The following is a 19,788-nucleotide window of genomic DNA, read 5'->3' on the forward strand; positions in this document are numbered from 1 at the left end:
GAGGTGAAAATATGACCAAAGCAATTGATTCAAATATCACAGATTCCGAATGGGAAGTGATGCGGGTCGTTTGGGCACAAAAAAAAACTACGAGTAAAGATATTAGAGATATTATAGAAAATAAAAAGAATTGGAAACCGGCCACGACCAAAACACTTATTGGGAGACTTGTTGATAAAGGCGTATTAAACACAGAAAAGGACGGCAACAAATACATTTATTCAACTAATTTAAAAGAAAGTGACTTTCTCAAAAGTACACTTGAACAAACTTTCGATAATATATGTAATAAAGACATTGGAAAAATTATTGCAGATTTAATTTCAAAATCAACATTAAGCTATATAGATATAGAAGAGTTGGAAAAAGTGTTAGAGATGAAAAAAGAGGATGCAGTTGACGTAGTGCCATGTAATTGTGTTCCAGGTCAATGTAACTGTTAATCAGCAGTAGATACAATGAATTAAGTAAGATAATTGATTGGTTAAATAAAAAAATAGAGAAAATATAAAATACCTGCCTGGGGTATGATGAAATTATTGTATAGCGTAATCTAATTAAATTTTAAGGAGGAATTTATATGTCAAAAGTAACACTTAATGTAGAAGGAATGTCATGTGGGGCTTGCGTTAATAAAGTTGAGGGAAGTGTCAGTCAATTAAATGGCGTTGAATCAGTCAAAGCTCAAATTCCTGAAGGTAAAGTAGATGTAACATTTAATGACAGTACAATTAATTTGGCAGACATCAAAGGTGCTATTCAAAATACCGGCTACGAGATTAAAGAGGATATTGATAAAGAAGATGGTTCTGCGTGTTCATGCTGCAGCTAGTTAATGACAAAAGATTTTAAGAATTTAGAGTATCATCTTTTTATGTCATATTGATTCTATATAATAATTGTAGAAAGAGACCAAGATAAAAAATCCGGCAAATCTTAATTCAAGATTTGCCGGATTTTTTCTTTGTAATCAGGAATCCATGCTTCTATCCTATATTACTATTCACTAATTTATTCCACAGGTGCCAGTTCACTTTCTGTAACCCACTTATGATTCTGCACTTCTTCTTCAGTATCTGTTGTAACAAAATCTACCATATAGACAGTCGTTTCTTCAGCTGAGTCAATCGTGGCTGTTGCACCTTCCATGCCTTCCATGTGTGATGCATTCATTACTGCTTCATCGCCTGGTTCTAATGGGGCTTCTCCCGGTTCTTCCAATTCTTCATGAATGACCCATTTATGATCTTCTACCAGTTCTTCGCCGTTCGTCGGTGTGTATGAGACAGTATAGACAGTGGTGTCAAAAGCACCGGAAATTGTTGCTTCAGCACCATCCATACCTTGCATGTGTTCTGCTTCAATAGTCGCTTGACTTCCAACTGCATAAGTTGGATTTTCTGCTTCTTTCAAGTCTTCAGGTACTTCACCGGAACTGGACATCTCATCAGCTGAATGTTCCATATGACCTCCGGAATCTGATTCCATGTCCATTTCCTCCTCAGAGCTGGACTCTGTTTCAGTGCTTTGGCTTTCTTCATCTTCATTAGGCTGAGTTTCCCCATTACCACAGGCAGCCATTAAAAATACAGCGAATATGGAAAGAAGCCCTAATAATATTTTGTTTTTTACCATGTATATACCCTCCATTTTATTAGTTCTACTGAGAACTCTACCCATAACTTTTGCAGTTTACGTGCAGATTCAATGAAAAATAAATGTATTTAATCAAGAATAATATTACCGACTCGACATATTGGATTTCAATTTAAAGGTTTATTAACCGTGGATGATATCTCAGCGCTTCCTTCAAATCTGCACGAAAAATCGATATTTAAATAATAAAATGTATAAAGAGAGTAGCGAATCATGATACCAAGAAAATTAATAATTAATACTATAATATTATCATCTATATTTTTAGCGGGATGCGGTAAAATCACTCATGTAACTTCGAGTTACCCTTTAAATTTAAAAAGTTTTGACGGTCAGGTGTTATACTTAGTCATACATTTTTTAGACTAAAACTTCGTTGCAGCTGCCACCTCTGCTAGATTATTTTTATCGAAAGATAGTGAAGATGAAAGATGATGGTATTTTGTATGTTGCAATCAATCCACAGAACGAAGATGAGTTAGAAATCTAGACTATAAACAGAAATAGTTATGTGTCTAATGACGGCTCATAAGAACAGTGGAAGAAAATTTTAGTTGTAGGCAAAGTAAAATAAGCTGAATTATTCATAATAAAAATACTACTTTTCTATATAATATGACTAATGAACAAAATGATAAGATAATCTATTACGATTTATGCTGTTGCAGAAAACTGAGGAGGCTTTTATGTTCAATAAATTAGCTTTAAAAATCGGACTTTTGTTTTTTCTGGTGATTCTTATTATTGAAATCATATTATTCTATATCCTATATACAAATCTGGTCGCTGATCGTGTGGAGGAAGTGATGGGGGATTTATTGGCCCGGGGGAATACACACAGAGACGTATTGGAAGAAAACTATACAACCACGACATTGGAACATGTTGCGATTATGGAGTCAGAATCAGATTTTATTGTGGTGATAACAGATGAGAATGGAGAGATAATCATCAATTCTGATCCGGTTGAACCAGAAATGATAACTGTTATTGAACATACTGATTATGGTGAAATACCACAAGAAGGAGTTATCCTGAAATCAAATTGGTCAGAAGAAAAATATGTCTCTACAGACAGCCCCCTAACTTTTAACGAAACTCATAGCGGGCATGTTTTTATGTTTGCTGAAAGTGATAGCATCGAACGGATTATTGATCATCTCAGCCATAAGTTTTGGCTTGTGGGTCTATTGACTTTACTTCTGACTGTTATAACGGTGTTTATTCTTTCCAGAGTTATTACCCAACCGGTATTGAGGATGAAAAAAGCGACAGAACAATTAAGTAGAGGCAATCATAACGTGGAATTGTATACACATCGAAAAGATGAGCTTGGAGATTTGGCGACTTCGATTACTTTGCTGTCGCAAGATCTGGAACGTTTAAAAAACGAGAGAAATGAATTTTTAGGGAGTATATCGCATGAGCTACGAACACCTTTAACCTATATGAAAGGGTATACGGATATTATTAGCAGAAAAGAAATATCCACGACGGACAGGAATAGATACATTAAAATCATTCAGGAAGAAACAGAGCATTTAGCAGACCTGATAAAAAATCTGTTTGAATTAGCTAAAATCGATCATAATGAATTTGCCATCACAAAAGAGAGGGTAGTATTTAGCACTTTGATTGAGACGGTTTTAGCACGAATCCGTCCAGCGCTCAATGAAAAAAAATAGAGCTTTCCTTACATTGTCCGGACAACTTGGTTGTTATGGCAGATCCCGAAAGAATTCAACAAGTTATATTGAATATATTAGATAATGCAATAAAGTATACTCTCGAGAAAGGTCATATCACAATGGAAGTTATTCAAAATAAAAATGAAATTTTAACAACTATTTCAGATACAGGAGAAGGAATCCCAGAAGAAGATATACCCTTTATATTCGATCGACTGTATCGTTCTGAAAAGTCTAGATCCCGGGTAAGCGGAGGATCTGGTCTCGGGCTGACAATCGCTAAAGAAATTGTGGAGTTGCATGGTGGCGAGATTGGAGTAGAAAGTACACTCGGCAAGGGGACTGTTTTCGTCATATCTTTAAAGAAGGAGAATGTAAATGAATAAAGTGCTGTTAATCGATGATGAAGAGAGAATGCTCGAACTGTTGACATTATACTTGAAACCTTACCCTTATTTTTGTCGAAAAGCAGTAGGTGCAAAAGCAGGGCTTAAGTTTGTTAAAGAAGAGAAGTTTGATCTTATTCTACTGGATATCATGATGCCTGAAATGAATGGATGGGAAGTATGCAGAGAAATACGGCAATACTCAGATGTACCTATTATCATGGTGACTGCACGTGAGCAGAAAGAAGATATTGTAAAAGGACTCAAGCTGGGTGCAGATGACTATATCACAAAACCTTTTAATGAAGAAGAATTGGTTGCAAGAATGGATGCATTACTAAGAAGAACAAGACCTGTCAACCGGATTGAAGTCGAAAGACTGTTATGGGACGAAGATCAATTTGAACTATCCTATAAAAAACAGCTTGTAAAATTAACACCAAAAGAATTTGCACTCATTGGATTACTCATGAAAAATCCAGGAAGGGTATTTTCTAGAAATCAATTGATTGATTTAGTGTGGGGCATGCATTCTGAAACGGAAGGACGTACTGTGGATTCCCATGTTAGAAATATGCGGGAAAAAATTCGGGAAGTCGGATTTCCTATCGATGATTACTTTCACACAGTGTGGGGCGTTGGTTACAAATGGATTAAAAATTAAAACACATTTTCAATATTAAAACGTTAGACTGCTTGCTTTTGTTCGATTAATAAGAAGTGCCATGCCAGAATTATTATCTGACATGGCACTTCTTCTACACAAGTTTTATTCTAAGCAATTTCCTTACATGCTTCTGCACATTTGAAGCACGCTTCTGCACATCTCTGACAGTGTTCATGGTCGTGTTTCTGACATTCATTTCCGCAAGCTTCGCAAATTTTGGCGCATACTGCTGCTAAATCAGAAGAAAATGGAGTGCCTCTCATTAATGCTTGTTCTAGAAATGCACAGATATCTGCACATTCGCGATCCAGTCTGATGCACTTTGCCGTCATATTTACGTCTTCTTCCTTCAAACAGGCATCGTAGCAATGGTTACAGGCTTCCATACATTCATGTAACGTCTGAATCAGTTGTTGGTGTTGTTCATGTGCCATTGTAAATCCCTCCTATAGAATTGAATCACTTACATTGAGTGAATTCCCATCTGTTTCGCATATAAACCGATATTGTAAAACTCCATCGAAACTGCACAGAATTTTAATAATGCGGAGCTTCTACAACTGAGTTAATAATTTAATTTGCCTAGAAGAATCAAGAAATATTGTTATTTTTAGTTATTAAATTAGAGCATTGGAGTTATCACCATGGGGTCAGGAATTTAAAGATAAGTTGTTATTTTATACAAACAGAAGAATCGATATGCAGCAGCAAAACGGCGTACTGCCGAAAAAAGGAAATTATATGTATTTAGATCCGAACTATACAGATGTTTTCGGAGACCCATTACTGCATGTAACTTACAAATTCAGTGATATAGATAGAAATATTGTAAAATATGCACATCAGCAATGTAAAGAAATTTTAGAAGAAATGGGTGCAGATTATATTAATGTTCCTGAAATAGATGATTCAGTAGAGTTTGGAAAAGACTCTCTGTCCGACCATACAGGCGGCGGAGTAATAATAGGTGACGACTCGGAAACTTCAGCAGTAAATACTTATTCACAAATGTGGGATATGGAAAATTTGTTTGTAGTCGGTGCATCTTCGTTCCCGTTACATTCAAAATCAAATCCTACAGGTACACTTGGCGCACTCACTTACAGAGCAGCTGAAGGCATGAAGAAATACATGAAAGATAATAAAGTTCTAGAAAAATCAAACAGTTAAAAATGGGACTATTCGACTATGTAAACTGGTATAACACAATCAGACCGCATGATGCATTGGATTATCTCACACCAAAGGAGTATAAAGAAAACTTCTATAAAAAGTGTCTAATATTCTGTTGACATACCATTATCTTATTCTAATGATCATAGCTAAATCTAAACAGAAAAGTATGTCAGTACAGATAAGATTAGAGAGACGATAATCATAATAATAAGAGGTTTAAATGCTTTACTGCGTAAATCACTTAAATTAACATTCAGACCCAACCCAACCATAGCGGCAGTTAAAAGCCATGTCGTGAGAGTGGAAACATCTTCCATTATATTATCTGTCACCTGTACAGTATTGTCGATGACGTAACTCCCAATAATGCTCATTAAGAGAAATCCAACGAGAAACCATGGAAATTGTACTTTATTACGTTCCGTCTGTTTCCCTTTTTCTTTACGGTTCATTATCAATATAAATATAAACGCCAGTGGAACCAGTAAGAAAATCCTGCCCAGTTTTGCCAGCAGAGAAATTGCCAATGCATCTTCACCAGCGGGTTCCGCCGCAATGGCGACATGTGCCAGTTCATGAAGCGTAGATCCCGCCCAGATACCGTAACTTTCGGAAGACAAAGGCAGCACAGGTTCAATCAAAGTATAACCGACAGCAAACACAGTACCCACAAGTGCAATAATACCCACACTGATTGCTGTGTCTTCATCTTTAGATTTTACAATTGGAGCTATCGCTGCAATTGCAGCTGCTCCGCACACACCTGTCCCAACACCCAATAATAAAGATATTGTACTGTCTGCTTTAAAGATTTTGGCAGCCCAGACTGTTAATAGAATCACGGAAGCAATAATTATCCCGTCTCTCAGTAGCAGTCCCAGTCCATCTTGTAAAATAACGTCAATATTTAATTTAAGACCATATAATATTATCGCAAGACGCAAAAGTTTTTGAGAAGAAAATACTATACCATTTTTCAAAATCATCGGGTATCCAAAAAAATGCCGGTAAATCACAGCAATAATTATTGCACATGCCAGCTGTCCGACATTATTCAAACCCGGTAATAATGAAAAAAGATAACCCCAAAAAGCAATTAAAAATGTAAAGGCGACGCCCGCTGACCACCATAAAAGGGAGTTTAGTTTTTGTTTCTTTTCTATAGATATAAGTATCATCTCCTGATAGTTATAAGTTTAAAATCTCCACATGGATAAGTAAAATAAATTATAGTGATATATACTATAAGCATATGGTTATAGAAGGAGGCACTTAACATGGATTCCCAATTAAAAATATTTTTAAGCGTTGCCGAAAATAAAAGTTTTTCACGAACAGCAGAAAAATATTACATGTCCCAACCTGCTGTCAGTCAGCATATACAAGCACTGGAGGAAAGAATAGGAACAAAGCTGCTTGATCGTAATAACAAATTTGTAAAATTAAATAAAGCAGGTGAAATTGTATATCATTACGGTAAAGAAATTGCCGCGCTCTATAACAAAATGGAATACCTTGTCGATGATTTGACGAATAATGCAAGTGGACCTATTAACATCGGAGCCAGTTATACTTTTGGAGAATATCTGCTTCCAAATTTAATTGCTGAACTGCTTAGCCTGTATCCCTACAGTCAGCCCGCTGTAACCATTGGAAATACAGAAGAAATTGCCCATTTAGTTAACAACAGCCAGCTGGATATTGGTATCATAGAAGGTTATACACCGAAAAAATTTCTGGTTCAGAAAGAATTTTTGGAAGATTCCATGGTGATTGTCGCATCGCCTGGATTTCCTTTAAAACGGGAAGATAGTATTTCAGTGAAAGAACTCGGAAAGTATACATGGCTGATGAGAGAAAACGGATCAGGAACACGGGAAGCGAGTGAAAAATTGTTTGAGGAATTTAAAATAGTTCCACAGAGTTTTTTAACATTCAGCAGTACCCAATCTATAAAAGCAGCAGCTGAAGCAGGGCTCGGTCTCAGTCTATTGTCCCGATGGGCCATTCAAAAAGAACTGAAGTACGGAGATTTGATTACAGTAAACCCAGCGGATATATCTTTAAAAAGAACTTTTTCTTATTTGAAAAACAGTCATTATCAATCTAAGGTTCTAGAAGGCTTTACAGAGTTATTGGAACAGAAGAATTTGTATGATACTTTTTATATTTAAATTCTGTCGAACTCTGAAAGAACAGCTGTGTCAGCCACAAAAACAAGACAGACATTTAGTTTCAAGATGGATATGTCAGAAATCACATTCTTTCTCCATGATATATTTATTTGAAGTTTAATGATAAGATAATAAAAAACTGAATGTTTAGATTGAAAAGGGGCAGGAATTATGCAATTCGACTTTAATAAGGAAACAACAAGAGAAGGCACGCATAGCGTTCAATATGAAGGGACTGAGGCTTTATTCGGAGTAGGGGGCCTGGAACCTTTCTGGATTGCCGATATGGATATAGAAACACCTGAAACAATCAGGGAGGCAATCAAAGAACGTCTTGATAATGGTATTTTCGGTTATACAATATGGCAAAACGAACAGTTCTATGAACCCATTAAACATTGGTGGCAATCTCGCTATAATACAGTACTGAGTGACACTGACATCCACTACTCACCGACAGTTCTGTTTACTGCGGGGGAAGCGCTGAGACAAGTGACAAAAGAGAGAGACGGTATTATATTAACGACTCCTTCATACAATAAATTTCCCAGCTTAATTGAAAGCAATAACCGGAAAATCGTCGAGTCTCCTTTAATATATGATAAGGATTTAAAGGAATACTTTTTGGATGTAAATCATTTCACTTCATTATGTGAACGTGATGATGTAAGCATGTACATCCACTGCAACCCACATAATCCAACCGGCAAAGTCTGGACAAGAGAAGAATTGCAAACTATCAAAGACATCTGCGCAGCAAATAATATATACTTAATCAGCGATGAAATACATATGGATTTTGTCAGGCCGAAAGAGGATTTTGTATCATTTTCAGCTTTATCTGAAGAAGGCGATGAGGTTTTGGTTGCAAGCTGCCTCGGCAAAACATTTAATCTAGCAAGTATCCCTCATTCTTATTTCGTTACGAAAGACAGAACACTCACGAAAACTCTTACAGAGGTAACGAAAGAAGTATACAACGTTGGCAATGCTTCCAGCCTCGCTCTTGCAGCTATTGAAGCTGCTTACAATGAATGTAACGAGTGGGTGGATCAATTAAATAATCATATCTTGAACAATTTTGAATATGTCCAGAAATACATTGATGACAATCTGTCTCAATATTTATCTCTTGATATTCCAAGAGCAACATATCTCGGATGGATAAGCTTTGAAAAATCGGGGTTCGATGCCGAACTGGTCCACAAAGCACTGGTTGAAGTAGGAGGAATTGCAGTATCACCGGGCAAATTATACTTGGACTACGAGAATAAACACTTCAGATTTAACGTGGCTTCAAGTCGTGCACGAATAGAAGATGGGCTCATCCGTATTAAAAAAACTTTTGACTATTTATATAACGAGCGAGATAAAGGAATCGCATAAACTTTTGTAATTATTATTAATCAATTATAATCCTCTCAATTGTTGCAGGTATATACAATTTTTGGTATATTTTATAGTGCACTTTAATACTTATGGGAGAGATTTATATTATGAAAAGATTGTTTCTAACAGGCACCTTATCATCAATTTTATTTTTAACAGCTTGCGGCGGGGCAGATGAAACCGCAGAACAAACTGCGGAAAATGATAATTCATCAGAAGAAAACCAGCAGGTCGGTGAAGACACTGTGGAAAAAGAGAAATTAGATGAAAAAGAAAATGAATCTCCTGTAGAAAATTCACAAGAAGAGACGAATTCAGAGAATAATCCTTCCGATAATCAGATCACCATTTTAGAAGAAAAATACGATGAAATGACTCGTGATGGTTTTATAGAATCAATCGAGACTCAGAATGACGAGTATATGGAACTTACAGTTTACGTAAGTGACAAATTTGATGATATTAATGAAAAAGGATATAATTCAAAATTAGAAGGTATGGGTAAATCTATTAGAGAAATGACCTCCGGAGTTCTTTACAATAAAGAACATGGTACTCTTCCTCTTATAGAATTTAAAGATAATGATGATAATATTATTGCTAAATTTGAAAGCCATACAAGAGATGAAAGAATGGTATTTGAAAATAATTAGTAACTCAAAATGAGTAATAAAAATCAAAAAGAAATGTCTGGTAATAAAATAATTTTTTGAAAGGAATGTATTTGATGACAGAATTATTAAAAGATAAAGCCGGTTTGGTAACAGCGGGAGGCTCAGGAATCGGTCGAGCAAGTGCTGTTGCTTTGGCAAAAGCAGGTGCTAAAGTAATGGTCTCCGATGTCAGTGAAGAGGGCGGCAGAGAAACAGTCAAGTTAATTAAAGAAGGCGGGGGCGAAGCACAGTTTTTCAAATGTGATGTCAGCGATGAAGATCAGGTTAAAGCATTAGTAGATGAGACCGTTTCTGCTTTTGGCAAATTAGACTTTGCTCATAATAATGCCGGTATTAACGCGGGCCAGGTTAAAATAGGCGAGCTGGATTCTAATGATTGGGATAAAACAATTAAAATAAACTTATATGGTATTTTCTATTGTGTGAAACATCAAATTAACGCCATGCTTAAAACAGGTGGAGGAGCTATTGTTAACTCAGCTTCAGGAGCGGGATTAGAAGGATCTCCAAATATGTCGCCATATACCGCCTCAAAACACGGAGTTGTAGGATTAACTAAATCTGTTGCACTAGAATACGGAAAACAAAACATTCGTATAAATTCTATTGCACCGGGGGCAACAATTACACCAGCTATTGAAAGATGGGCAGAAGATAATCCGGAACAATATAACGGTGTGCTGGAATCTCTTCCAGCCGGTGAAATGTCAACACCTGAGGACCAGGGGAATGTCGTTATGTTTCTCTGTTCAGACTTAGCCAGACAAATCAACGGAGTTACAGTGCCGATTGACGGAGGGTATACGGCTGGAAAGCTTCAGCAGTAACAGAGTTAAGATCAGTATTCTGGTCATAAACTTTACAATACCGCCCAGTTTTTTTCTATATCTATGACTTTAAAATGAGACTCATTAATTTTTGAATATGCACAAGATGCTAAAAACCTTCCATAGGTATTTTCTTTGGAAGGTTTTTTGCAATATTATTTTTTAGGTTGTTGAACAATTCTTTTTTTAAAGAAACATAGAAAATAAAATGCGCAATTTACTTGTGATGTGGATTTCCCAAAATAATGGTACTTACTTTTCATAGATTAAATTCAAGTATAGACATATTTAATAAGTATTGTTAGGGTCTACTTTAATTATACAAGTAAGTACAAATTCATGATTACACAGTCTCACTTTAGGACATATTTTGCATTGTTTTAGGCGATAACTTGCACTATAAAAAAACCCAGCTTATCTTTTCAAGGAGATAGTTGGGTTTTAACATTGGTTATGCAAAATAACACTTATAAATATATGAAATTTATCGTCATAAATGACAAGCATATCGATTATGGCTGATGCAATTGGTCACCCTCTTCTTGATAAATTCATCACAGATTTAATTGTTCGAATACTTGCTATGATTGCGATTGCAAAAGAAAAAGGTATCAGTCCGGTACTTTATTCACCGAACATTAAAGATCCTCAGAAACGATTAGTGTATTATCGCATGGCAGATCAACTAAAAGATGGTATCACAATATCTCAAATTTCAAAAGAAGTCGGAATCACTAGACAAACTGTATACAGAATTAAGAAATAAACTAGTTTCTACTATATTATTTCTCTTTTTCCAGCGCTTTTTTCGCCTGATCTGACTTGTAGTAGGAGACGAAAAATAAAACAGCTGCGATAGGAAAAAGTATGGCTGGTAAAAATCTCATTATTGCAAAAGGAAGTTCGAACAGGAAAGCACGCCAAAATTCTGTTCCCTGCATATCCCATAGGCCGGAAGTTAAAAATAAATTATTACCAGTAACCGGCTCAAAAATAAATGAATAAATTAAAAACAGAAAGGCTAAGCTGCCTGTAAAGTTCATTTGACGTTTATAGAAATTAATTTTTGAGTCCCGGTCAGAAAACAATTTATCGTTACCATCTTCAATTTTTGACCAGATCTGCTGGGTCATCCCGAACCTGCCGCCTCTGATGTGCTCCCAGCCAAATTCTTCATGGATATTAAGATATTCATCATACTTTTCTTTACTCATGTGGTTTTGATAATCGGTACGGGTAATATACTTTTCATCTGTTTCTTCAAACGTATAAATGAAATCGAGCGTGTTTGAAACTAAGCGGTAGCCGTCCTGTTGGATTTTATTAATCCACATTTCTTCTTTCTCAGGATCAATAAATAATCTGTATTTATTCATTTTAACCCTCTCCTTTTTCGTAAAGAGAAATAAATTTTTTCAAACGCTGGTTTTCAAGTTCCAATATTTCTTCACCAAGCTTAGTCACTTGATATACTTTTTTACGCTCGCTGGGGTCTGAGAGCAATTCAATATAATGATGTTTTTTTAGGTTATCCAGTGCACCGTAAAGCGTACCTGCTGCGATGCTGACTTGACCATCTGACATTTCGTTCACGAGCTGCATAATCGCATAGCCGTGTAGCGGTTTTCTTAATGCAAGCATAATTAAATGCATGGTTTCCGACAAAGGCAAAAGTTTCGGCCTCATATTTATCACCTCAACTATATCGTTCGACTGTATAGTTCAACTATATAGTCTGACTGTATAAAAGTCAACTGTATAGATTGTGGAAATTAAATGAGAAAAAACTTTAATGTTTTTATAATCTTTCTCTCACTTAACTTTAGTAATATGTATGTAAGATAAATCGAACGAAGTATTACTGAACGCGTGAAAGGAAAGATAATGATGCTTTTAAAAATATACAGCCGAACGTATCAATGGATAATGAAAAATACAGCACACCTATTAAACTGGCAGCCGCCGGCCGTCATTAACTGTGTGGGATGCATTGAGAAACTGGCACCGAAATTGAATGAAAACAATATTAAAAAAGTACTGATTGTAACTGATGAAGGAATCGTTAGAGCAGGTCTGTTGAAGAGAATGTTGAACAGCCTGAATGAAGAGAACATTATTTATTTTATATATAAGGGAACTGCTGCAAACCCAACCAGCAAAAACATTGCTGAGGCGGTGCAGGTTTATAAGGAACAGAACTGTGAAGGTATTATTGGGTTTGGAGGCGGGTCAGCAATTGACTGTGCTAAGGGGACGGGGATTGCTGCAGTAAAAAATACGTCAGATTTACGCCGATTTAAAGGAGTATTAAAAGTAAGAAAAGATTTACCTTACTTTGCAGCAGTGCCAACAACAGCAGGGACAGGCAGTGAAGCAACAATCGCAGCAGTGATTACAGACCATGATACGGATGAGAAATATGCTGTGATCGATACTAAATTAATGCCGAATGCCGCAGTTCTTGATCCGGAACTGCTGCTCGGTCTGCCTAAAGATATGACTGCATATTCAGGTATGGATGCACTAACACACGCAGTGGAGGCCTATATTAACAGATCAAATACGAAGCAGACTAAAATGCTGAGTGAAGAAGCGGTAGAGTTAATTTATAAAAATCTCTATCAGTCCTATACGGATGGTCAAGATATCAAGGCGCGAACAAACATGCAGCGGGCATCTTATTTTGCCGGAAAAGCATTCACCCGGGCTTATGTAGGCAACGTCCATGCTATGGGACATGCTCTAGGTGCAAAATATAACCTTCAGCACGGTCAGACAGTGGCCAAAATTTTACCATATATTTTAGAAGAATACGGTGAAACAGTGCACGATAAACTGGCTCATCTCGGTGACATTGCAAATGTGACTGATGAAAAGGACAGTAATGCAGTCAAGGCAGAGAAGTTCATTAACAGTATTAAAGAATTGAATAATAAGATGGATATCGGAGAAAACTTCCCGGAATTGAGACATAGAGATATAAACGATCTTGCAGATTCGGCATACAGTGAAGCGAATCCGCTTTATCCAGTACCAGTAATATTTACAAAAGCGGACTTTATCAGAATGTATAAAAAATTAATGAGTGTTTAAATTTCGAGGCGGACACTAAACTGTGTCCGTCTTTTTTAAGACTTAAATAGTGTGTGACAAGTATTGACATTGATGGCTATAAAGCATAAAATTCAATTGATAATGATTATCAATATCGATTTTATAAATAGGACAGGGGAAAATAAATGAAAAAATTACTTGGTTTAATGCTCGGAATGTCATTGATTGCTGCAGGATGTTCAAATGAAGCGGAAGATACAGCAAATAATACGGATACAGAAGAGGTTGCTGTGACGGACGATGCAGGGCATGAAGTGTCTGTACCAGAAAATCCTGAACGTATCATCGGGACATATTTGGAAGATGATTTACTGACTTTAGAAGAAACACCTGTCGTTCAATGGACAGTTGGAGAAGAAAGTATTCAGGAGTACTTGCAGCCCGAAGGTCTTGAAGGTGTGCCGTTAATGCCTTTCGATCTGCCTTTCGAAGCAGTGACTTTAGAAGAACCGGATCTCTTGCTCTTAAGTTCATCTGATCTTGCTGATGGAGATAAATACGACAGTTATTCTAAAATTGCACCGACTTTCGTCGTTGAAAGCGGCAGCTACGATGACTGGAGAGATCGTTTAACACGTGTATCAGAAGTTTTTGGCAAAGAAGATTTAGCTGAGGAAAAAATAAATGAATACAATTCAGTCGTTGAAAATACAGCGGCAGATTTAGAAGAGGAAGTCGGAGACGAGTCCGCTGTTGCCGTATGGTGGACTGGAGATTCTTACTTTATCTCTAACCAGGATAAATCAAGCGGGGAAGTTTTATATAACGATCTTGGATTGACCGCACCGCCGTTAGTTGAAGAATTGTCTGCAGATAATGAAACGCCTTGGATTGAAGCGTCACTTGAAAGTCTGGCTGAACTTGAAGCGGATCATATTTTCTTTATCGGAACTGATGAAGGTGACAGTGAAGCAGCTTTCAGTGATGATGTGTTCAGTAATATTCCAGCAATTGAAAATGGCAATGTATACGAATATACTAAAGCAGACAGCTGGTTATACAGCGGTTATATTGCCAACAGTTTAATTGTTGAAGATGTAGAAGAAGCATTGGTTTCAAACTAAGGAGTTGTAATTTTAATGTCTCAAAATATATATGATGTTACAGTTATCGGCGGCGGACCAGCCGGACTGTTCAGTGCCTTTTACGCTGGGCTCAGAGAAATGAAGACCAAAATAATCGACGGTCAGGAGAAACTCGGCGGCAAAGTTCATTTGTATCCTCAAAAAATGATTTGGGATATAGGCGGGACCGAACCGATTGCGGCAGGCCAGCTGATTGAAAAATCTATCGCTCAGGGTCTGACTTTTGAACCGGATGTTGTACTAAATACAATTGTTACCAATATTCAAAAAGACAATGATGACTATTTTACGATTACAACGTCAACAGGAGAAGAACATTATTCAAAAAGTGTGATTATTACGATTGGCGGCGGGGGCATGATTAAACCCGTTAAATTAAATATTGATAATGCGCATCTTTTTGAGAATAAAAATCTTCATTATGCAGTACCGGATATCGAGCGATTTATCGATAAAAAAATATTAATTACCGGAGGCAGTTATTCTGCGGTCGACTGGGCCAATGACTTGTCGCCGATTGCTCGAGAAATTCATATTATTTACCGCGGTGATGATTTAACAGCGCATGAAGCGGATGTCAGCAGACTGAAGAAAAATGGCGTTGAAATAATGACGCAGTCAGTGGTCACTGGAGTCAGCGGTGGCGACAGGATGGAACTCGTCGAAATTACTAATAATCAGACGGGGGAAGCATCAACCCATGCTTACGATGAATTAATCGTCAATCACGGTTACGATCAGGAAAATCTGCTGTTTAGAGAAAATAAATTAGGTTTAAACTTGGAAAATGACTTTTTCGTTAAGGCAGCACCGACAGGTATTACGAATGTTCCGGGTATTTTTGCTGCAGGCGACTGTATCAGATATACAGGCAAGGTCAATTTGATTGCAGGCGCATATGCTGATGCAGTGAATGCGGTGAACAATGCTAAAACACATATCGATCCAAAAGCGGATCAGTTTGCTATGGTATCGTCACATAATCAGAGATTTAAATCTAAAAATCAGAAACTGATGTATTAAAATAGTTTAAAGTCAGGGAATCTTAATGATTTCCTGACTTTTCTTTGATTGTACAAGAACAGCGGAAATTTAACAGTTTTGCTTGCAAGAAAAGCAGTCTATAAGTAAAATTGTATGAACGAATAGATGGGCGAGGAGATATAAAGTGGTTAACATTGATAATGATCATATAGAGACATTTACGATTAAAATAAATGAGCTGGACAACAAGGGATCAGGGCGCGGTTATGCTTTACGCGACCACGGCGGTCATAAACCGCGCAAATTGAATTTGGCAGTCCCGCAAACGCTGCCGGGAGAAACGGTGACAGTCGATGTACCGAATCCGACGCGAAAACGTGCCAATGTACTGCCTAAAGAAATTGTTGAGGCGCATCCTGACAGAGTGCCGGCACCATGTCCGCACTTTGACCTGTGCGGGGGGTGTGTGTGGCAGCATTGGAAATATGAAGCTCAGCTGAAAGAGAAAACGGATTTTGTTAAACGTTCATTGCAGAAACACGGCTTTGACACTGATGTCGTTAAAGATGCCATCGGCATGGAAGAACATCCGTTTGAATACCGCAACAAAATGGAATTTACTTTTGGCCAGAACGGCGAACTGGGCATGCATGAACTGGGGAATTTTCGTAAAATTATCGATATCGATACATGTTTAATCGCCAATAACGACATGGTTGAAGCAATGCGCATCGTTTCTAAATGGGCGAGAAAACATGAACTGCCTGGCTATCACAAAGAAAAACATACCGGTTTACTGCGCCACTTAATGGTGAGACGGTCGCAGGAAACAAAAGAAATGATGCTGGCAATATTTGCAACAGATACGCCGGACGGCGAACTGAAACCTTTAATAGATGAATTGATTGAAGAGCTTTCATCTGTATTCGATAATCTGAAAAGTATAATGTGGATGGTGAATACCGATATCGCTGACCGCACACAATCAGAAGATACTTATTTGCTGTACGGCAGAGATTACATTAATGATGTGATGTACGGGTATAACTACCGCACATGGTTTGATACATTTTTCCAGACTAATCCGACGCAAGCAGAGAAACTGGTTGAACTGGCATTGGAACTTGCAGATGCTAAAGATCACGAACGTATGATTGATCTGTTCTGCGGTGTGGGAACATTCTCGCTGCCGTTTGCAGCAAGAGTAAAAGAATTAGCCGGGATTGAAATCGTTGAGTCATCCATAGAATCTGCTAAACGAAATGCTGAGGATAACGGTATCGATAATACTTACTTCCTAGCTAAAGACGCACGCCGGGGGATGGATGAAGTCCTTGAAACATGGGGGACACCAGACCTGCTGATGCTGGATCCGCCGCGTTCAGGTGCCGGCGGTAAAGTGATGAGAAGAATTGGACGACTCGGTACGGACAGAGTCGTTTACGTATCATGCAACCCGGAGACATTTGCAGCTGACATTACCTGGCTTCGTGAACTCGGCTATGAATTAAAAACTGTTCAGCCGGTCGACTTATTCCCGCACACTGTGCACGTTGAAGTCGTTAGCTTACTCGTTAAAACTGAATAAAAAACAGCCGCTTGAAGATATTTAATAGTCTTCAAGCGGCTTTTATTAATTTAGTCTAATGAATTTGAAACTTTAACAATCTGCTTGCCAAAATTATTTCCAGTAAAGAGATTTCGGAATGCTTCAGGGAGCTTATCGAATCCTTCAGCAATCGTAACTTCGGATTTTATTTTACCTTCTTCAACCCATGCTGCCAGCTGCTGACTGATTTCTTCAGCTTGATTCTCAAACTGAGCAACGAGAAAACCCTGCATTAAAGCTTGTGATTTGACCAGCTGTCCTTGAACGCGCGGTCCGTTATCTTCTTTTGAGTTATACGATGAAATAGTTCCGCATACAGGAATTCTTGCAAATCTGTTCAAGTGTTTAAATACTTCATCTGACACAGTGCCGCCGACATTTTCATAATAGACATCGACACCATCTGGTACTGCTTCTGCTAATTTCTCTTTGAAATCGTCAGCTTTATAATCGACGCCGGCATCAAAACCCAATTCTTCAGTCAGATAATTCACCTTTTTAGTACCGCCTGCAATTCCGATTACTTTAGCGCCTTTTATTTTAGCGATTTGACCGACAACAGAACCGACAGCACCTGAGGCAGCGGAAACAACTACGGTTTCTCCCGGTTCGGGTTTGCCGATATTTAATAAGCCGCCATATGCTGTATGGCCGGGCATGCCGAGTGTACTCAAGTATAAGTGGAACGGTACATCTGTTGAAGCGACTTTTTTAACATCTTTTGCGGATACCGTATTAAATTTTTTCCATGGTAAACGTCCTGTGACGACGTCATTCTCTTTAAAACCGTCGGCGTTTGATTCAGTGACTCTGCCGACAATATGCCCATTCAGCGGTTCATTTAAACTAAAAGGCTTTGCGTAAGATTTCGCATCATTCATGCGTCCGCGCATATAAGGATCGACTGAAATATATACACTTTCAATTAACAGTTCATCATTAGCCGGGGTCTTAATATCGGTTTCTTCAAATCTGAAAACATCATCCTGAGGCAAGCCTGCTGGCCGTTTTGCTAATACTAATTGTTCATTTTTCATAATTATCCTCCTTATAAAATATACTTAATTCTTACTCGTCAGCTAATCTTCTAAGTTCGTCGCGTGTTTCCTTCGGCAGACCTTCGCCGTAATCCATCATGCGTACGATATCTTTAAAGGCGGATTTAGGAATTTTTAAATCATCGATGTCATCAATAGTAAATTGCAGATCGATATCATCTTCTCGTCCGTCTCTTAATTTTATCACGAAGTCCGGTTCAGTAATGAAGGGACTGGATGCACCCACCATATCTGCGTATTCTAAGGCTTCAAGTGCCTTATCCGGCGAGTTTACACCACCTGTAGCCATCATCGGAATCCTGCCTTTTACATGGGCATAGACAACTTTATTAACAGGTTCTCCCTGATGCGGACCATTTGCCCGGACTTCATTCTGATAAATATTGCGGCCCCAGCTTGCTATGGCAAGGTAGTGGATATCTGTAATTTCTTCTGCCCAGTCGACAAATTGCAGAAAGTCTTCAACGCTGTAGCCGACATCTTCACCGCGTGTTTCTTCCGGAGTGCCTCTGAATCCAAATATGAAATCATCCGGTGCATGTGCTTTAATTACATCACTGACAGCTTGAATCACTTCAAGTCCGAAGCGGGAACGGTTTTCTAAAGTGTCCCCGCCGTATTCATCATTGCGCTGATTTGAAAATTTAGAGAAAAATGTCTGTATTAACAGGCGCTGTGCTGCGGATATTTCAATACCGTCGAACCCTGCATCGATTGCGCGTTTTGCTGCATCGGCATATTGTGAAATCACCAGCTCAATTTTACGTTGGGTCATCGGCAGCACCTGGTGTTTAATAGGGGTATTCAGCGCCATAAAACTCGGCCCGTATACAACGCCGAGATCAAGGATAGCCTGATTAGAAAATCGTCCGGCATGGGTCAGCTGCAATATGGCTTTGGCACCGTCTTGTTTCATGGCAGCAGCCAATTTTTTAAGGCCGGCTACTGTTCTGTCGTCGGCAACGCTAAAGCCGTATTCGAACAGCTGGCCGTACGGTTCGATATAAGCAGCACCTGTTACTTGAATTGGAGCAGAGGCTGCTCTTCTGGCGTGATACATTTCGTCTTCTTTTGTGACATAGCCGTCTCTTGTCGATGAGTTGGTAATCATCGGTGACAGTACGAAACGATTCGATAACTCTATGCCGTTCGGCAAGGATAAGGGTTCAAATAATGGTGCATATTTTTTATTCATCATGCTGCTCCTTATATACTTTCTTTTTACCTTCACTTTCAAATTAGCAATGTATAAATTCATTGTCAATCAGTTGGATTTATAATTGAGCAAGCGAGCTGAGTTC

At 38.0% G+C, this 19,788-nt stretch carries 21 protein-coding genes and 2 pseudogenes; 16 read left to right on the forward strand and 7 right to left on the reverse strand.

What is annotated here, in order from left to right:
* Positions 1-11: 11 nt before the first annotated feature.
* Together IEU81_RS10600 and IEU81_RS10605 are read left to right on the forward strand one after the other, a co-directional pair.
* Positions 12-443 (forward strand): CopY/TcrY family copper transport repressor, encoded by a 432-nt coding sequence (locus tag IEU81_RS10600; protein WP_185125026.1) that lies wholly within the window; start codon positions 12-14, stop codon positions 441-443.
* 137 nt (positions 444-580) lie between these two features.
* Complete coding sequence (locus IEU81_RS10605) at positions 581-832, forward strand: copper ion binding protein (protein WP_051239034.1); 252 nt, start codon at positions 581-583, stop codon at positions 830-832.
* A gap of 179 nt (positions 833-1,011) precedes the next feature.
* On the opposite strand, the gene IEU81_RS10610 is transcribed toward IEU81_RS10605, so the two are convergent.
* Complete coding sequence (locus IEU81_RS10610) at positions 1,012-1,635, reverse strand: YdhK family protein (protein ID WP_186090985.1); 624 nt, start codon at positions 1,633-1,635, stop codon at positions 1,012-1,014.
* A gap of 707 nt (positions 1,636-2,342) precedes the next feature.
* On the opposite strand from IEU81_RS10610, the gene IEU81_RS10615 reads away from it, so the two are divergent.
* Genes IEU81_RS10615 through IEU81_RS10620 form a run of 3 tightly spaced genes read left to right on the forward strand, consistent with a single transcriptional unit; the run spans position 2,343 to position 4,394 of the window.
* Positions 2,343-3,341, forward strand: a complete 999-nt coding sequence (locus IEU81_RS10615) for a sensor histidine kinase (RefSeq protein WP_231957239.1) — start codon at positions 2,343-2,345, stop codon at positions 3,339-3,341.
* A 35-nt stretch (positions 3,342-3,376) separates the two neighbouring features.
* Positions 3,377-3,730 carry a sensor histidine kinase gene (locus IEU81_RS11035; protein WP_231957240.1) on the forward strand — a complete coding sequence of 118 codons (354 nt, stop codon included), beginning with the start codon at positions 3,377-3,379 and terminating at the stop codon, positions 3,728-3,730.
* Positions 3,723-4,394 (forward strand): response regulator transcription factor, encoded by a 672-nt coding sequence (locus IEU81_RS10620; protein WP_184280718.1) that lies wholly within the window; start codon positions 3,723-3,725, stop codon positions 4,392-4,394. Before IEU81_RS11035 ends, IEU81_RS10620 begins: the two co-directional genes overlap by 8 nt.
* Positions 4,395-4,504: 110 nt before the next feature.
* On the opposite strand, the gene IEU81_RS10625 is transcribed toward IEU81_RS10620, so the two are convergent.
* Positions 4,505-4,831, reverse strand: a complete 327-nt coding sequence (locus IEU81_RS10625; protein WP_186090986.1) for a four-helix bundle copper-binding protein — start codon at positions 4,829-4,831, stop codon at positions 4,505-4,507.
* Positions 4,832-5,027: 196 nt separating this feature from the next.
* Between IEU81_RS10625 and IEU81_RS10630 the strand changes: the two genes are divergently transcribed.
* Positions 5,028-5,567, forward strand: coding sequence for a GMC oxidoreductase (locus tag IEU81_RS10630; protein ID WP_186090988.1), 540 nt, complete (start codon positions 5,028-5,030; stop codon positions 5,565-5,567).
* A 2-nt stretch (positions 5,568-5,569) separates the two neighbouring features.
* Positions 5,570-5,689, forward strand: a pseudogene (locus IEU81_RS10635) (IS3 family transposase); the annotation flags it as partial.
* A 36-nt stretch (positions 5,690-5,725) separates the two neighbouring features.
* On the opposite strand, the gene IEU81_RS10640 reads toward IEU81_RS10635, so the two are convergent.
* Positions 5,726-6,751 carry a YeiH family protein gene (locus tag IEU81_RS10640; RefSeq protein ID WP_186090991.1) on the reverse strand — a complete coding sequence of 342 codons (1,026 nt, stop codon included), beginning with the start codon at positions 6,749-6,751 and terminating at the stop codon, positions 5,726-5,728.
* A gap of 99 nt (positions 6,752-6,850) precedes the next feature.
* On the opposite strand from IEU81_RS10640, the gene IEU81_RS10645 reads away from it, so the two are divergent.
* The 5 genes and pseudogenes from IEU81_RS10645 to IEU81_RS10665 form a co-directional block, all read left to right on the forward strand.
* Positions 6,851-7,747 carry a LysR family transcriptional regulator gene (locus tag IEU81_RS10645; RefSeq protein WP_184280724.1) on the forward strand — a complete coding sequence of 299 codons (897 nt, stop codon included), beginning with the start codon at positions 6,851-6,853 and terminating at the stop codon, positions 7,745-7,747.
* A gap of 171 nt (positions 7,748-7,918) precedes the next feature.
* Positions 7,919-9,133 carry a MalY/PatB family protein gene (locus tag IEU81_RS10650; protein WP_231957241.1) on the forward strand — a complete coding sequence of 405 codons (1,215 nt, stop codon included), beginning with the start codon at positions 7,919-7,921 and terminating at the stop codon, positions 9,131-9,133.
* A gap of 110 nt (positions 9,134-9,243) precedes the next feature.
* On the forward strand, positions 9,244-9,789 hold the full coding sequence (locus tag IEU81_RS10655; protein ID WP_092596213.1) for a hypothetical protein: 546 nt from the start codon (positions 9,244-9,246) through the stop codon (positions 9,787-9,789).
* 74 nt (positions 9,790-9,863) lie between these two features.
* Complete coding sequence (locus IEU81_RS10660; RefSeq protein ID WP_092596212.1) at positions 9,864-10,637, forward strand: SDR family NAD(P)-dependent oxidoreductase; 774 nt, start codon at positions 9,864-9,866, stop codon at positions 10,635-10,637.
* A gap of 496 nt (positions 10,638-11,133) precedes the next feature.
* A pseudogene (locus tag IEU81_RS10665) lies at positions 11,134-11,403 on the forward strand (helix-turn-helix domain-containing protein); the annotation flags it as partial.
* Positions 11,404-11,419: 16 nt separating this feature from the next.
* Here the strand turns inward: IEU81_RS10665 and IEU81_RS10670 are convergent.
* Positions 11,420-12,013 (reverse strand): DUF2812 domain-containing protein, encoded by a 594-nt coding sequence (locus IEU81_RS10670; protein WP_186090995.1) that lies wholly within the window; start codon positions 12,011-12,013, stop codon positions 11,420-11,422.
* 1 nt (position 12,014) lies between these two features.
* Positions 12,015-12,323, reverse strand: a complete 309-nt coding sequence (locus IEU81_RS10675; RefSeq protein ID WP_186090996.1) for a PadR family transcriptional regulator — start codon at positions 12,321-12,323, stop codon at positions 12,015-12,017.
* Positions 12,324-12,563: 240 nt separating this feature from the next.
* On the opposite strand from IEU81_RS10675, the gene IEU81_RS10680 reads away from it, so the two are divergent.
* The 4 genes from IEU81_RS10680 to rlmD all read left to right on the forward strand — a co-directional run bounded on the left by IEU81_RS10680 (position 12,564) and on the right by rlmD (position 17,408).
* Positions 12,564-13,730 (forward strand): iron-containing alcohol dehydrogenase, encoded by a 1,167-nt coding sequence (locus IEU81_RS10680; protein WP_186091042.1) that lies wholly within the window; start codon positions 12,564-12,566, stop codon positions 13,728-13,730.
* A 146-nt stretch (positions 13,731-13,876) separates the two neighbouring features.
* Positions 13,877-14,815, forward strand: coding sequence for an ABC transporter substrate-binding protein (locus IEU81_RS10685; RefSeq protein ID WP_186090998.1), 939 nt, complete (start codon positions 13,877-13,879; stop codon positions 14,813-14,815).
* 15 nt (positions 14,816-14,830) lie between these two features.
* Positions 14,831-15,859, forward strand: a complete 1,029-nt coding sequence (locus IEU81_RS10690) for an NAD(P)/FAD-dependent oxidoreductase (protein WP_186090999.1) — start codon at positions 14,831-14,833, stop codon at positions 15,857-15,859.
* 154 nt (positions 15,860-16,013) lie between these two features.
* Positions 16,014-17,408, forward strand: coding sequence for a 23S rRNA (uracil(1939)-C(5))-methyltransferase RlmD (gene rlmD, locus IEU81_RS10695; RefSeq protein ID WP_092596755.1), 1,395 nt, complete (start codon positions 16,014-16,016; stop codon positions 17,406-17,408).
* Between the two features lie 50 nt (positions 17,409-17,458).
* Here rlmD and IEU81_RS10700 read toward each other — a convergent pair whose 3' ends face one another.
* A complete protein-coding gene (locus IEU81_RS10700) occupies positions 17,459-18,466 on the reverse strand; it encodes an NADP-dependent oxidoreductase (protein WP_092596206.1) in 1,008 nt (335 codons plus the stop codon).
* Between the two features lie 31 nt (positions 18,467-18,497).
* Complete coding sequence (locus tag IEU81_RS10705; RefSeq protein WP_092596205.1) at positions 18,498-19,682, reverse strand: NADH-dependent flavin oxidoreductase; 1,185 nt, start codon at positions 19,680-19,682, stop codon at positions 18,498-18,500.
* Between the last annotated feature and the right edge of the window lie 106 nt (positions 19,683-19,788).

Source organism: Jeotgalicoccus aerolatus, assembly GCF_014635205.1.
Classification (GTDB): domain Bacteria; phylum Bacillota; class Bacilli; order Staphylococcales; family Salinicoccaceae; genus Jeotgalicoccus; species Jeotgalicoccus aerolatus.

What these genes read in the sequence shown, in the direction of transcription:
- IEU81_RS10600 (WP_185125026.1), top strand. Translation starts at nt 12, where the DNA reads ATGACCAAAGCAATTGATTCAAATATCACAGATTCCGAATGGGAAGTG.
- IEU81_RS10605 (WP_051239034.1), top strand. Translation starts at nt 581, where the DNA reads ATGTCAAAAGTAACACTTAATGTAGAAGGAATGTCATGTGGGGCTTGC.
- IEU81_RS10610 (WP_186090985.1), bottom strand. Translation starts at nt 1,635, where the DNA reads ATGGTAAAAAACAAAATATTATTAGGGCTTCTTTCCATATTCGCTGTA.
- IEU81_RS10615 (WP_231957239.1), top strand. Translation starts at nt 2,343, where the DNA reads ATGTTCAATAAATTAGCTTTAAAAATCGGACTTTTGTTTTTTCTGGTG.
- IEU81_RS11035 (WP_231957240.1), top strand. Translation starts at nt 3,377, where the DNA reads ATGGCAGATCCCGAAAGAATTCAACAAGTTATATTGAATATATTAGAT.
- IEU81_RS10620 (WP_184280718.1), top strand. Translation starts at nt 3,723, where the DNA reads ATGAATAAAGTGCTGTTAATCGATGATGAAGAGAGAATGCTCGAACTG.
- IEU81_RS10625 (WP_186090986.1), bottom strand. Translation starts at nt 4,831, where the DNA reads ATGGCACATGAACAACACCAACAACTGATTCAGACGTTACATGAATGT.
- IEU81_RS10640 (WP_186090991.1), bottom strand. Translation starts at nt 6,751, where the DNA reads ATGATACTTATATCTATAGAAAAGAAACAAAAACTAAACTCCCTTTTA.
- IEU81_RS10645 (WP_184280724.1), top strand. Translation starts at nt 6,851, where the DNA reads ATGGATTCCCAATTAAAAATATTTTTAAGCGTTGCCGAAAATAAAAGT.
- IEU81_RS10650 (WP_231957241.1), top strand. Translation starts at nt 7,919, where the DNA reads ATGCAATTCGACTTTAATAAGGAAACAACAAGAGAAGGCACGCATAGC.
- IEU81_RS10655 (WP_092596213.1), top strand. Translation starts at nt 9,244, where the DNA reads ATGAAAAGATTGTTTCTAACAGGCACCTTATCATCAATTTTATTTTTA.
- IEU81_RS10660 (WP_092596212.1), top strand. Translation starts at nt 9,864, where the DNA reads ATGACAGAATTATTAAAAGATAAAGCCGGTTTGGTAACAGCGGGAGGC.
- IEU81_RS10670 (WP_186090995.1), bottom strand. Translation starts at nt 12,013, where the DNA reads ATGAATAAATACAGATTATTTATTGATCCTGAGAAAGAAGAAATGTGG.
- IEU81_RS10675 (WP_186090996.1), bottom strand. Translation starts at nt 12,323, where the DNA reads ATGAGGCCGAAACTTTTGCCTTTGTCGGAAACCATGCATTTAATTATG.
- IEU81_RS10680 (WP_186091042.1), top strand. Translation starts at nt 12,564, where the DNA reads ATGAAAAATACAGCACACCTATTAAACTGGCAGCCGCCGGCCGTCATT.
- IEU81_RS10685 (WP_186090998.1), top strand. Translation starts at nt 13,877, where the DNA reads ATGAAAAAATTACTTGGTTTAATGCTCGGAATGTCATTGATTGCTGCA.
- IEU81_RS10690 (WP_186090999.1), top strand. Translation starts at nt 14,831, where the DNA reads ATGTCTCAAAATATATATGATGTTACAGTTATCGGCGGCGGACCAGCC.
- IEU81_RS10700 (WP_092596206.1), bottom strand. Translation starts at nt 18,466, where the DNA reads ATGAAAAATGAACAATTAGTATTAGCAAAACGGCCAGCAGGCTTGCCT.
- IEU81_RS10705 (WP_092596205.1), bottom strand. Translation starts at nt 19,682, where the DNA reads ATGAATAAAAAATATGCACCATTATTTGAACCCTTATCCTTGCCGAAC.